The organism is Lachnoanaerobaculum orale (assembly GCF_003862485.1).
Classification (GTDB): Bacteria; Bacillota; Clostridia; order Lachnospirales; family Lachnospiraceae; genus Lachnoanaerobaculum; species Lachnoanaerobaculum orale.
In genome coordinates, this window is sequence record NZ_RRCM01000001.1 from 1639101 (window position 1) to 1652510 (window position 13410).

At 38.3% G+C, this 13410-nt stretch carries 15 protein-coding genes; 2 read left to right on the forward strand and 13 right to left on the reverse strand.

Going from position 1 to position 13410, the window contains the following annotated elements; genetic code table 11:
- Positions 1-16: 16 nt before the first annotated feature.
- Entirely contained in the window at positions 17-1699 is a 1683-nt protein-coding gene (locus EHW90_RS07755) for a DUF2142 domain-containing protein (protein ID WP_124952261.1), read from the reverse strand.
- Between the two features lie 77 nt (positions 1700-1776).
- Between EHW90_RS07755 and EHW90_RS07760 the strand changes: the two genes are divergently transcribed.
- Complete coding sequence (locus tag EHW90_RS07760) at positions 1777-2277, forward strand: hypothetical protein (protein WP_124952262.1); 501 nt, start codon at positions 1777-1779, stop codon at positions 2275-2277.
- A gap of 32 nt (positions 2278-2309) precedes the next feature.
- Here the strand turns inward: EHW90_RS07760 and EHW90_RS07765 are convergent, their stop codons facing one another.
- The 6 genes from EHW90_RS07765 to EHW90_RS07790 form a co-directional block, all read right to left on the reverse strand.
- Positions 2310-3656, reverse strand: a complete 1347-nt coding sequence (locus EHW90_RS07765; RefSeq protein WP_060931753.1) for a citrate synthase — start codon at positions 3654-3656, stop codon at positions 2310-2312.
- The gene (locus tag EHW90_RS07770) at positions 3657-4289 is read right to left on the reverse strand and encodes a cytidylate kinase-like family protein (protein ID WP_124952263.1); all 633 of its coding nucleotides are present in this window, start codon (positions 4287-4289) and stop codon (positions 3657-3659) included.
- Positions 4290-4307: 18 nt separating this feature from the next.
- Positions 4308-5105: an ABC transporter ATP-binding protein gene (locus EHW90_RS07775; RefSeq protein WP_060931755.1), complete on the reverse strand. Its 798-nt coding sequence runs from the start codon at positions 5103-5105 to the stop codon at positions 4308-4310.
- Between the two features lies 1 nt (position 5106).
- A complete protein-coding gene (locus EHW90_RS07780) occupies positions 5107-6009 on the reverse strand; it encodes an ABC transporter permease (RefSeq protein ID WP_124952264.1) in 903 nt (300 codons plus the stop codon).
- A 63-nt stretch (positions 6010-6072) separates the two neighbouring features.
- Entirely contained in the window at positions 6073-7080 is a 1008-nt protein-coding gene (locus EHW90_RS07785; protein ID WP_124952265.1) for an ABC transporter substrate-binding protein, read from the reverse strand.
- 141 nt (positions 7081-7221) lie between these two features.
- A complete protein-coding gene (locus tag EHW90_RS07790; RefSeq protein WP_124952660.1) occupies positions 7222-8088 on the reverse strand; it encodes a patatin-like phospholipase family protein in 867 nt (288 codons plus the stop codon).
- Positions 8089-8178: 90 nt separating this feature from the next.
- Between EHW90_RS07790 and EHW90_RS07795 the strand changes: the two genes are divergently transcribed.
- On the forward strand, positions 8179-8697 hold the full coding sequence (locus EHW90_RS07795) for a COG2426 family protein (RefSeq protein WP_124952266.1): 519 nt from the start codon (positions 8179-8181) through the stop codon (positions 8695-8697).
- 30 nt (positions 8698-8727) lie between these two features.
- Here EHW90_RS07795 and EHW90_RS07800 read toward each other — a convergent pair whose 3' ends face one another.
- From EHW90_RS07800 to EHW90_RS07825, 6 genes are read right to left on the reverse strand one after another with little or no spacing between them, the layout of a single operon-like run.
- Positions 8728-10329 carry a potassium/proton antiporter gene (locus EHW90_RS07800; RefSeq protein ID WP_124952267.1) on the reverse strand — a complete coding sequence of 534 codons (1602 nt, stop codon included), beginning with the start codon at positions 10327-10329 and terminating at the stop codon, positions 8728-8730.
- Positions 10330-10331: 2 nt separating this feature from the next.
- Entirely contained in the window at positions 10332-10697 is a 366-nt protein-coding gene (locus EHW90_RS07805) for a phosphoribosyl-AMP cyclohydrolase (protein WP_009446293.1), read from the reverse strand.
- Between the two features lie 11 nt (positions 10698-10708).
- Positions 10709-11239: a Holliday junction resolvase RecU gene (locus tag EHW90_RS07810; protein ID WP_009446292.1), complete on the reverse strand. Its 531-nt coding sequence runs from the start codon at positions 11237-11239 to the stop codon at positions 10709-10711.
- Positions 11211-12224 (reverse strand): RluA family pseudouridine synthase, encoded by a 1014-nt coding sequence (locus tag EHW90_RS07815; protein ID WP_124952268.1) that lies wholly within the window; start codon positions 12222-12224, stop codon positions 11211-11213. Before EHW90_RS07815 ends, EHW90_RS07810 begins: the two co-directional genes overlap by 29 nt.
- Positions 12224-12763 (reverse strand): hypothetical protein, encoded by a 540-nt coding sequence (locus tag EHW90_RS07820; protein ID WP_124952269.1) that lies wholly within the window; start codon positions 12761-12763, stop codon positions 12224-12226. The genes EHW90_RS07815 and EHW90_RS07820 overlap by 1 nt, the downstream gene beginning before the upstream one ends.
- Positions 12760-13404 carry an HAD family hydrolase gene (locus EHW90_RS07825; protein WP_124952270.1) on the reverse strand — a complete coding sequence of 215 codons (645 nt, stop codon included), beginning with the start codon at positions 13402-13404 and terminating at the stop codon, positions 12760-12762. Before EHW90_RS07825 ends, EHW90_RS07820 begins: the two co-directional genes overlap by 4 nt.
- Positions 13405-13410 lie beyond the last annotated feature (6 nt).

Here is a 13410-nt window from a genome sequence, read left to right on the forward strand (position 1 = left end):
TTTACTGAGTAAGGCGTCAGAGTCTTATACATACTGTAGCGAATATCTGCAATAGAGAAAGTCCGTTCACAAAAATAAACAGGAATATCAAAGTTCTTTTCATCTCATTTTTTACAGAAATCTTGTTGTTTTGAAGCACCGAAAGTATAGGAAGCATCACCGGTATAAAGTATCTGCCGCTGACTCCCTCTATAAACTGTGAACTTATAGGAGTCCACGCAATAAGCATTGACAAAAGTATAAGAAATATTATAAAGCCTACACTGACAGTAACAAGAATTTTATCCTTTAAAAGCAGAAGCTTTTCCTTGCCCTCCCCGAATACGGAAAGTATTAAGGCTATATTTAATACCAAAAATCCTATATAAGGTATTCCGATCACAGTGTCGGCATGACCCAAATAAGTTCCCATCATAGTGCCGTGATAGTACTCAAGCTGTAATATGATTGTATTGTAAAACAGCTTTATCGCCTTGGCCTTGTTGTGAATCAAATAACCTATTGTATAGCTTTGCTCACCTGCCCACTCAAGGCTGTCTGTATTGCTTGTGGAATATCCTACCACCGTAGCCCTGTTTACCAGATACATTGCAATTACAAATGACAAAAGTACAGTCACCGCACTTGCAAGGAAAAATGTTATATTTTCTTTTTTTATCTCCCCGTTTACCTTGCCTCTTACACTGAATTTTTGCATAGGTATTAAAAAAAGTATAAGCAGTATAGGGAAATACACCATCTTACAAGGCAAAACAAGTCCTGAAAATAAAGTTACCATTATCAAATCCTTTATATTAAATGAAGTCTTTTCATATGCAAGATAAAATACATATGAAACAAAGAAAATCAAACTTGCAATCATAATCGCATCATATGAATATGAAGCCGCAAGTTCAACAGTGGTGGGAAACAGACCTATAAGGAATATAAATTCTTTAAACTTCGGTAAAATCTTTATTGCAAAAGAAGTAAGCAATACAAAAACAGCCAGATTTGCAAGTCTGCCGAAAATTACAAGATATACACTGCCAAGCCCCAATATCCTTGCTATGCTTATGCCGAGTGCAGCAAAAAAATATACACTCGGTATTGTATTTACAGGTGAATGTAGCGACTGCGCTTTGTCATAAGTCTTTCCATTAAAACTAATCCCGCTATTGCGACTGCGAAGATTCCCCTCTCCATAAAAAACTTTATAAGATGCTTCCTCCAGCTTGCTTGAAACAATTTTACCATGACTCCCTCCTTCCGGTATCAAAACACCCTCTTTTACACTTTTATTTGCATCAAATTTATATTCATTATCAGTATCTTCCAGCCACAAATCTCCGGCTCTGATTATCACATGCCCGTCGGTAACAGTCGCCCTCTCACCAAGCATTATATTTGATATTTTATAAGCCGAGATAAAATGTGCAATCTCATCAGGAGCCGACATTGCCGGAAATACATACATATACGCAAGTCCGAATAATGTCAGCACTATCGGATATATCTTTACAATACTGAATTTTGTCAACTTCAGATATATAAGTGAGGCTAAAACCGTAACAAAAACAGCTGTAGCCAAAACAAAATATCCCTTTTTTAAGAATATATCATTTGTATGTGAAATTCCCATTTTCACATAAGTGTAGCTGATATATACAATTATAATAAATCCTATGATATATCCCAAAAAATATATTGTTTTTTTCATATTCTCTCCAAATAACACTTGTACTTTTTACAAATAGATATTACACTGTAATCACCACAATTGTAAAGGAGGTTATTATGGCAAGTTTCAAAAAGTTATTGTTTTTAGCATCTCTTGCAGGTGCCGCAGCAGCAGGTGTGTCATATGTACTGAAGTATAAAGGATATCAAAAGGAATTGGAGGGTGAGTTCAAAGATTTTGATGATGAACTTGATGAAAATACAGACAATAACCCTTCCGACAGAAAATATACCGAACTGAAGTCATCTACAGATGAGTTCGTTACTGCCGCCAAGGATACCGCAAACAGTGCCAAAGGAATGGCAAGTGCCGCCAAGGAAGTACTTAAAGGCGTTGCAAATATTGTAAGCGACAATGTAGCAGCTGCAACCGATGTTGCAAAGGACAGTGCAAAACCTATATTTGACAAAGCAAAAGATAAGCTTGATAAGGTAACAAAAAAGTCTGAGGATGATGATTCTGAAGTGGAAGTTGACTTTTATGAGATGAATCCTGACGAGGACAAAAAAGACCTTGCTCAGAAAATAGACGATGTCCTTGAAGACGACAAAAAATAACAAACTTAAAGAAGAGGCCTAAGGCCTCTTTTTTATCTGTCTTTAAATGCTGTATATTCGTGTAACTCACCCACATACTTTGTGGCAGGTCTCATTATTCTGCCGTCATAAAGCTTGTTCTCCACATTATGTGCAACCCAACCTATATTTCTTGCCACAACAAACAGCGGTGTATATAAGTCTTCAGGTATTCCAAGCATATTGTAGGCAAATCCTGAATAAAGGTCTACATTTGAAGAAATTGTAGTGCCCTTTCTTTCAAATACAACCTTCTTTACAGTCTTTTCAAACACCTCATAGAAGTGATACTCGTCAAGTCTGTCCTTATCCTTTGCCACAACCTCACAGTACTCTCTTAAAAGCTCGGCTCTAGGGTCTGTAATTGTATAAACCGCATGTCCGAATCCGTATATAAGTCCGCTACAGTCATAGAAATCTTTATCAAGCAATCTGTTTACAACAGTTCTTATCTTCTTTTCATCTGTGGTTATACCTATTTCATCCTTTACAGCCTTCATCATCTGCACAACGGATATATTCGCACCGCCGTGCTTAGGTCCTTTCAGTGAACCGATAGATGCCGCAATTGTAGAGTATATATCTGTACCTGTGGATGAAACCACTACATTTGTAAATGTTGAGTTGTTACCGCCGCCGTGGTCAGCATGAAGTACAAGTATTGTATCAAGCAGTGCCGCCTCGTTCTTTGAAAATTTCTGGTCGACTCTTAACATCTGCAAAATATTCTCAGCCATTGACAGCTTCTCATCAGGATAATGTATTATAAGACTGTCATTGTTGAAATAATGTCTCTTTGCCTGATATGCATAGCACATTATTACAGGTAAAAATGCCGATATTCTGAGTCCTTTTAACAAAGTGGAAAATACATCCACATTGTCAGGCTCGTCATCGTAGTTGTAAAGTGTAAGTACAGCATTTTGAAGCACATTCATCAGATTCTTTCCCGGATTTCTAAGAAGCACACTCTCAAAGAAGCCGTTCGGTAAAGCGTACATACTTCTGAAGACCTTTGAAAAGTTGTCAAGCTCCACCTTATTCGGCAAGAATCCGAAAAGCAGTAAGAACATAACTTCTTCATAACCTCTGACAGATTTGGCACTTCCGTTTACAAGGTCGTTAAGGCTGTAACCTCTGTAGTAGAGCTTACCGTCCACATTTGTCTTCACACCGTCCACTATATCATAGCCGACTACATCCGATACCTTTGTAAGTCCTACTCTTACTCCTGTGCCGTCTTCATTTCTAAGTCCCTTTTTTACATTGAACTCACTGAAAAGCACATTTCTTATCTCATTATAATTTTGGCTCTTACCGAACTCCTGTGCCAAAAAACTGTCAATACAATTATCTCTCATTTATAACTTTCCTCTAATCTTTAAATACTCAAGTATCAATTCCACGCCTTGATCAAGTGTAATCTTTGATGTGTTCAGCGGCAGATCATAATGTGTCATATCATCCCACTCTTCACCTGTGTAGTACTTATAGTACTCTTTTCTGATCCTGTTGTTTCTTTGTACTCGTCTAAGAGCCTCCTTGGCATCCACTCCGTCTACATCCATTACTCTGTCCACTTTTGTAGAGAGGTCCGCATATACAAAGAGTGAAATAAAATCCTCATCTCCTGCTGAACCAAGTACAAAGTCGGAACATCTTCCTATAAGTATACAGGCTTCATTTGCAGCCAACTCTCTTATCACTTCACTTTCAAATCTGAAAAGATTGTCAGGTGAAACAATATCGTCACCTATTGACGGCTTATTATTTGCATTCTTTATTCCGCCTATGATTCTTTGCAAAATATGGTTACCCGGTCTCTCATCATTCATTCTGAAATACTGCTCTCCCACAGCCGAATGTTCGGATGCACGCCTTATTATTTCATCGTCATAATAAGGTATTCCAAGTTTCTCTGAAAGCTTCTGTCCTATTATCCTTCCGCCGCTTCCATATTCTCTGTTTATGGTGATAATAAGTTTCTTATCCATAGTCCCCTCCGTTTTTATCTAGTTTGCCAACATCATTCTGTCATTTGCAAACTCTCCGCCGCTTGCCTCTTCAAACTTTCTTAAAAGATCCTCGACTTTAAGTTTCTTTTTCTCTTCTCCGCTTACATCATAAATCACTCTTCCCGAGTGCATCATAATAAGCCTGTTTCCGATATTCAGCGCATCCTTCATATTGTGAGTAACCATCATTGCGGTAAGATTTTGCTCCGCAACCACCTGCTCCGTAAGGTCAAGTACTCTCTTTGCAGTCTTCGGGTCAAGTGCCGCCGTATGCTCGTCAAGAAGCAAAAGCTTAGGCTTTTTGAGTGTTGCCATCAAAAGTGTAAGCGCCTGTCTTTGACCTCCCGACAGCAGTCCCACCTTTGAAGTCATTCTGGTCTGAAGTCCGAGGTCAAGTTTTGAAAGTATCTCTTTGTACTTTTCCTTCTCGGATTTTTTGATGCCCCAAGCCAGTCCTCTCGACTCACCTCTTCTGAAAGCAAGTGCAAGATTCTCATCTATTTGCATACCTGCACTGGTTCCCATCATAGGGTCCTGAAATACTCTTCCTATATACTTTGCTCTCTTGTACTCAGGCATCCTTGATATGTCTACTCCGTCTATTATAATCCTGCCTCCGTCTATAGGATACACGCCTGCAATCATATTCAACATTGTAGATTTACCTGCACCGTTTCCGCCGATGATTGTCACAAAGTCACCGGGATTAAGATGCAGTGACAGTTTGTTTAAAGCTTTCTTTTCGTTTATTGTACCTTTGTTGAAGGTCTTGCTTACATTTAAAATCTCTAACATCTTACTCTCCCTTTGGTGAATATGCTCTGTTTAATCTTATTTTAGCACTAATTACCGGTACTGCCAATGCCAATGCCACTATTATAGCTGAGAGCATCTTCATATCGTTTGCGTCCATACCCAGCTGCAATACAATACCTCTTATTACAAAATATACTATCGAGCCGACTACCGCAGATGTAAGTTTCATCCAAAACGAAATCACTTTTCCAAGTATTACCTCACCTATAACTATTGCAGCAAGTCCTATTACTATGGCACCTGTACCTGCATTTATATCCGCATACTTTTGACTCTGCACTATAAGTCCGCCTGAAAGCCCTATAAGTCCGTTACTGATTACAAGTGCAAGCAGCTTTGTATGAGCGGTATTTACACCTAGTGCTCTTATCATCGCCTCATTATTTCCCGTAGCTCTGAGTGCCGAACCCAGCTCTGTACCGAAAAACCAGTATAAGATAAGTATTGTAAGTACTATTATTACTCCGCCCAAAATAACACCTGCTATGGAATTGCTGATTCCCGTAGCATCTGTAAGCCATGAAAATATTGTCTTTGTCTTTAAAAGCGGCACATTACTCTTTCCCATAACTCGCAGGTTTATGGACCACAAAGAAATCTGTGTCAAAATACCTGCAAGTATCGCAGGAATCTCAAATATTGTATGCAATGCTCCTGTAATAAATCCGGCTATCATACCTGCAATTGTAGCAAATATAAGCGCCGCCAAAGGATTCATATGGAAATTCACAATCATAACCGCACACACACAACCTCCGAAAGCGAAACTTCCGTCCGCCGTCAAATCCGGAATATCCAATAATTTATAAGTAATATATACTCCAAGAACCATTACACCCCAAAGTATACCCTGTGATACGGCTCCCAAAAGTGCTGTAAACATTTCTACCTCCACAAATTATATTTAATAACAACAAAACCGGCATACACCGGTCTTGAAAATTTCTTATTCCATTGAAATATTTGATGTATCTATTCCAAGTTCCTTTGCAACCTCATCGTTTATAACAAGCTTACATTTGTCCTTAGGTAAATATGCAATCGGAATATCCGCCGGAGACTTGCCGTTTAAAATCTCTACAGCCTGCTCTCCTGCAAGCTTGCCGACCTCAAAATAGTCTATACCGTATGTTGCAAGAGCACCGTTTTCTACATGCGCAGCCTCAGCTCCGATAATAGGAATCTTATGCTCCGTGGTTGCAACCATTGCTACGGTTGTCATACCTGCCGCAATAACATTGTCTGTAGGTACATAGATGGCATCCACCTTGCCTACCATTGACTCAACAACACTTTGTATCTCATTTGAACTTGAAACAGTGTACTCCACACCGTTAAGTCCCTTAGCTTTCAGGGCGTCCATAGCAAGTCCCGCCTGAAGCTTTGAGTTGGCTTCCGCAGTACAGTAAAGAATACCTACATTCTTTGCCTCAGGTAAAATCTTTGTAAGAAGCTCAATCTGATCCGCTACCGGTGTAAGGTCCGAACTTCCGGTAACATTGCCGCCCGGTTTCTCGTTACTGTCTACAAGCCCCGAATCCGCAGGGTCTGTAACTGCAGTTATAACCACAGGAATATCTGATGTGGCACCTGCTACAGCCTGCGCCGCCGGTGTTGCAATAGCAAGAATCAAATCCTTTTTATCGTTTACAAGTTTGTTTGCAATAGTCTGTGCCGCAGACTGCTCACCTCCGGCATTCTCCTGCTCGATATCCACATTCATTCCGGCCTCTTTAAGTGCGGCAACAAATCCTTCATTTGCCTTATCAAGTGCAGGATGCTGTACATACTGCAAAATACCTATCTTTTTCGCATTCGCATCAGCCTGTGATGAAACATCGGTTTTTGCATCGGCGCTTGCAGTACTGTCTGAAGTATCAGCCTTCGAGCCGCATGCCATAAGGCTTGCGCCAAGCAACATAGCCACAGCTATTTTAAATATATTCTTTTTCATATACTGTTCCTTCCATTTACAATAAAACTCTGCAATGGATTATACTATAACTAAATTTTTGCGTCAATACCTTAAGGCTTTAAACCTTAAAAGTTTAAAGTGATAAAGTGACAATAATATAACTTAATCTCAAAGCTGAACTCATGGATTTTGACTTGAAAACTTCTTTATATTCTCAATATTCTTTAAGCCCTCTTCATATCCCTCATTATAAAGACTTTCAAGCTTGGCAACGCTCTTTTCAAGTCTTTGTACAATAACCTTCTTTTGCGGTCTTATTATAAGAAGCCTGCCCTCATTTGCAAGAGCTTCCATCTCTTCCTGCATTGCATTATACCTTTCAGGCACAGTCATAAGCTTATCTACAAGTCTTGGAAGCGGCTTAAAATATCTCTTATATATACTCTCATTCACCTTGTTTACAGGCTTTTTTCTGTATCCCTCTTCTCTTGTAAGTACAACCACGGCCTTTGAATATCCGAGGTCAAAGGCTCTTTTGTATGCAATGGATGTTGACACTCCGCCGTCCAGATACTTTCTTCCCTCAACATCAATCATTTTTGACATCACAGGTATGGATGCCGACGCTTCTACGCCTGCCACAATATCACTGCATTCATCTCTGTCAAAATATGTACTCTCACCGGTTATTACATCTGTTGCAACCGCCTCATACTTTTGTGATTTGTCATTAAATGCTTCCCAATCAAAAGGATCATATTTATTTGAAATATCACCAAATAAAAAATCAAAATTGAATATCTGTCTTGATGTAAACATATTTTTGAAACTTATATACCTCTTATCATGCAGATACTTAAGGTTTATCCTCTTTGACCTGCCTCTCTGTTTTGAAACATAGTTCATTCCGTTCATAGAGCCTGCTGAAACTCCGTTCACATATTCAATATACAAATCATTGTCCAAAAATGCGTCCAACACTCCGGCAGTAAAAAGCCCTCTTAAAGAGCCGCCTTCCAAACACAATGCTCCCTTTAATATATCCATCATTCCACCTCCGTTTTAATATTTTAGCACCTTGATTGTAATTACTCAATCTGTTACAATCTACATTATCGTAAAAATGAGAGGTATTTTATGGCAGAAAAATTAGCGAAATCACTTATCGGGATGATGGGTGGACTTTTATCACTCAGCTTCGGCAAGCAGTTGATAGTATTCATTATATCCATGTTGCCTATATTGGAGCTTAGAGGAGGACTTATAGCCGCGTCACTGCTTAAGCTTCCGCCGCTTGAGAGCTATATTATCGCAATAGTGGGCAATGTTATTCCTGTTCCTTTTATACTCCTTTTAATCAATAAAATTTTAAGGGCAATGGAAAAATCAAGATTCAAACTTTTTAATAAGATTCATTCATTCCTGCATAAAAAGATAATGAAAAACAAGGACTCTATAGAAAAATACGGTTTCTGGGGACTTGTAATCTTTGTAGGTATACCGCTTCCCGGCACAGGTGCATGGACAGGTGCCATCATTGCGGCATTCCTTGAGATGGACAGAAAAAAAGCTTTCCTCGGTATACTGCTTGGCATGCTGATGGCAAGTATTATAATGATGATTATATCCTTCGGGCTTATTTCAAAGGTGGCATAAAAATATCGCAACGGTTTTCGTTGCGATTTTTTATATAGGTCCTTTATTTAATACCAAAACATCCTTCTCACAAAGAACAGTTTCTCCGTTTGGAATGATAAACTCATCTCCTCTTATTATAAGCATTACAAGTCCCTCAAGCTCATCTGAAAGTTTCGCCAAAGTATTGCCCTTTGTAAGTATTTTCTTTGTGACCACCTGCTCCACAATACTGTAGTTCTCCTCAAAATCTATGGATTTTGCCGCAAGCACAACGGTGTCTCCATATTTTAAAACAGTCTGACCGTTCGGTACTATATCCTCTCCGTCCCGCTTTACCAAAACCAGCAATGTATCCGGAGGAAAGTTTATCTCACTTATGCTCTTGTTACACCATCCCTGCTCACCGTTTAAAGTCAACTGTATAAATTCAATAGGTATCTCTTCTCCCGCATAGTCTGAAAAGGTTTTCATAACATCACAGGTCTCATCAATCATATCAAGCTTCTTTGACATAAAGGGCAGAAGGCTTCCCTGTAGTGATATTGAGAACAATACTATAAAGAATACATTATTGAAAACATCATAGTTTGCATTTGTACTTAAAAGTGCGGCAATTGCAAAAACTATGGACGAAGCCCCTCTAAAGCCTGACCATGAAACCAAAAACACCTGATTCCATTTAGACTTAAACGGCTTTAAAATCAAAGCAATTACAAGCGGTCTTACAATAAATGTAATAAAAAGTGCAAGTATAAGTCCTGTGCCCGCAACTCTCAAAAGCTGTGTAGGATATGACAAAAGTCCAAGTAAAAAGAAAATCAAAATCTGCATTATACCTGTAATACCGTCAAAGAAAGGTACAAGTTCTTTCTTGCCTCTGATATCCGAATTTCCAAGTATAATACCCGTGATATATACACTCAAATACCCGTTGCCTCCAAGTACATTAGGCAGTGCATAAGAAAGCAATGCCACCGCAATTATCAGTACCATATTAAAGCCGGGAGTATGAATGATAAATTTGTTTATAAAATATCTGAATATAAGCGCAATTAAAACTCCGCACAAGACCCCTAGAAATAATTGTAAAAACAACATACTAAAGATATCAAAAGGCGTAATACCTCCTGCAATTATCTTTATCACTATCATTGTAATCATATATGCAAAGGGGTCGTTACTTCCGCTCTCCACTTCCAATATGGATGCTGTGTTATCCTTCAGATTCAAATGTCTGTCACGGAGTATTGAAAACACACTTGCAGCATCTGTGGAGGAGATAACGGCTCCTATAAGCATACTGTTTATCCAAGAAAACCTTAGAATATAATGTCCGAATAATGCCACAAAGACCGAGGTCAAAAGCACTCCGACACTTGAAAGCAGTCCCGCCTTCAGTGCAATGGGCTTTGCCTCGTTTATATTGGTTCCGAAGCCGCCGTAAAACATTATAAAAATCAGTGCAAACGAACATATTGTCTCCGCCTGCTTAAAGTCGTCAAATTTAATTTTAAAAATACCGTCGGATCCGAAAACCATTCCAAGCAAAATAAATGCAAGCAGAACAGGTACACCTATTTTGCTGGAAATGATATTTAACATTATACAAAGCAGTATAATGACCGACATCATAAGCAGCATAGTATTCATAACTATATTTCCTCTATATCATTGAAAAAACAACTCTTTTTACCGTCACCGCATATAGGTGCCACAGAGTAGACCTTTACCAAAAGCGCATCCTTTTCCCCGTTCAAAAACAGTTCTCTGACATATTGATAGTTGCCGTACTTTTTACCCTTTACTATTGACCTGTTGTGTATATCTGAAAAATAAGTAAACAGACCTGTAGATAGCGTCTTATTCCATGCATCTTCATTCATATGTGTATATAATAAAACGGAGTTGTCTACAAAGTCCTGAACAATAACAGGGAGCAAACCTTTATGATTGAGCTTTAAGTCTTTCCACTCAAAATTTGTTTTTCCGCTGTAAATTCTGGCATCAATATGTTTCATAAATCTCTCCTTTACCTGTCCAAAAGATATAAACTCAGACTTTCAAGATAATGCACGATAATATCGCCTTTTTTGGGTATCTCATATTCTAAGTTCAACTCTTCAAATTTAAAACTCTTTTTTCCGCCTGCATACATCCTGTCCATAAATACTCTCAAATCACTTAGAGGCACATACATAATCTTATCAAGTGACTTGAAAAATATAATTAAAAAGGCTATACCGCCCTGCTTTTCAAACTCACACATAAATTTAAACTGATGTTCATGTACATTTGCCAAAGAAAAGCTTTCAGCAGCACATTCCTTGGCATCAAAGCATACAGGCAACCCCTGCACCGCTCCGATATAGTCCACAGTTGACTTCTTATCAAAGTATGCCAATGTGATATGCCTTGTACTCTTGTCAATATCAATCGGTGTGATGGGAGTAGGTATCTTTTGAATCAGTGCAAGCCCAGCTTCTCTGTACTTTTCATTGGAGTAGTTTATATACTCTTCAAGCGCGGAGCCTCTAAGACCTCTTGTCTTCCAAGTTCCCATCTCCTATCACCTTTCTGAAATCACTGTTATACTCGGCCACAAAACACTTTCCCTTTAGAGCTTTGAAAGTCTTTGTATCCGATATATCCACATTTTCGTATATGAGTTTATATGAATGCAGCATTTGCCATTTTATTCCGTATTTTTTCTTATAGGCTTCATTTACCGACCTGTTGCCGTACTTGAAATCACCTATTATAGGATGTGATATACTTGCCAGATGCGCCCTTATCTGATGTGTCTTTCCTGTAATCAGCTTTACTGACAGTAAAGTGGCATCATCAAAATATTCTATAGGCTCATACTCTGTCTGTATATAATCCGCTTTTTCAAACTCGACATTTTTTATAATTACCTTATTGGTCTTTTCATCCTTATAAAGCCATCCGGATATTGCACTTTTTTTACTTACTTTCCCCTTTACTAAAGCCAAATAAAACTTTTTTACCGACTTTGTCTTTATCAGTTCATTATTTACTCTAAGTCCTTCCAATGTCTTGCCGCATACCAAAAGTCCTGAGGTGTTCCTGTCAAGTCTGTTGCAAATAGACGGCTTAAAGGTATTCAAAGCTGTCTCATCAAAGTTAAGATATTCCAAAAGCAAATCATTTACAGATACATCATTTGCCTGTGCCTTTTGTGACAACAAACCTGCCGGCTTATTTATAATTACAGTGTTTTCATCTTCATATACTATATATGACTTGAATGTAGCCGCCTTATTATCTGTATTTTCAGCCTTAACCGTCTGTGAAATATTTTTCTTTCCGGTAAGTTTTTCAAAGCTTTCATCTGAAAACCAAAGTTTGATACTTGAACCGGGTACAAGCCTCTCCTTACCGTCAGCTTTCTTATCATCCAGTGTAATATTTTTCTTTCTGAGCATCTTAAAGATAAAGCTTGCATTTGCATTTACAAATATCTTTTCCAACACTCTGTCAAGCCTCTGACCGCTTTCATTCTTTCCTACAATTATCTCAACCATTATACCGACAGGCTTTTTAAGATTGCCCTAATCTCATTTAATTTATTGTTCTCTTCATTCTGTGAGGCTTTTATAAACTTTTTTAATTCATTTATACTTTCACAGACCTTTACATTCACACTTATTCCCCCAAGTTTCATTCTCTCTTTTATAAAGTCTTCGGTTTTTCTTTTGTCCGCCTTATTTGAAAGAACAGAAAATATCTTCTCTCCGTCAATATATATGATATCAAGAGGCATAACCTGTTCCTTCATAGTGAGGATAATGTCAAATAAAAAATGCTTATCCTCCAAATACGGTTTTACAAGGTCGTATTCACATGACCTGTACTTAAACACTACCAAAAAAGGCGATAAAAGATTTGCCATAGGCAGTACCATAAGTATGGATGACACCAAAAGAATCCTCGACATATTTTCTTTAGTATGCTTTGAAGCTATAAAAAGTACCAAAATAACGATAATAAAGAATCCTATCATTATCCCGTTTTTTATCTTGAAGTACTTTCTATATCCGTACTCACCTTTTTTCTTTATCATATCAACTCACTGTAGTCTACTATATAGTAGTCTGACAACTCCTTTTTCTTTTGTCTGACTTCCTTGGTAAAATCATCTTCAATTGCACAAACTTTCATACCTGCCGACTTACCTGATATTATACCTGCCACAACATCTTCAAATACAAGGCAGTTTTTCGGCTCCACATTAAGAAGCTTTGCAGTGGTAAGGTACACATCAGGTGCAGGCTTACCTCTTTTTACTTCATCAGATGTGGTGATTACCTCAAAGAAATCTTTCATATTTAAGGATTCCAAGACCGCATCCACCATTGACCTGTTATTGCTTGTCGCAATCCCCATCCTGATGCCTTTTGACCTTAAATGCTCCAAAAACTTTTTGCAACCGGGCTTTTCCTTAACCTCATACTTATACTTATCATATGCCATATCCTCCCAGTCCTTACATATCTTTTCGACACTGTCCGATATACCGAACTTATTTTTGAAGTATACGGCTGTCTCATGAAAGCTGATACCGTCTATCTCATTTTTTAAATTGTCATCATATTCAATCCCGAATCTGCCAAGATACTCCCTGTCTATGTCGGGCCACATCCACATAGAGTCCACCAAAGTACCGTCCAGATCGAATATGCACGCTTTAATGTTCTTTATCATAATTTA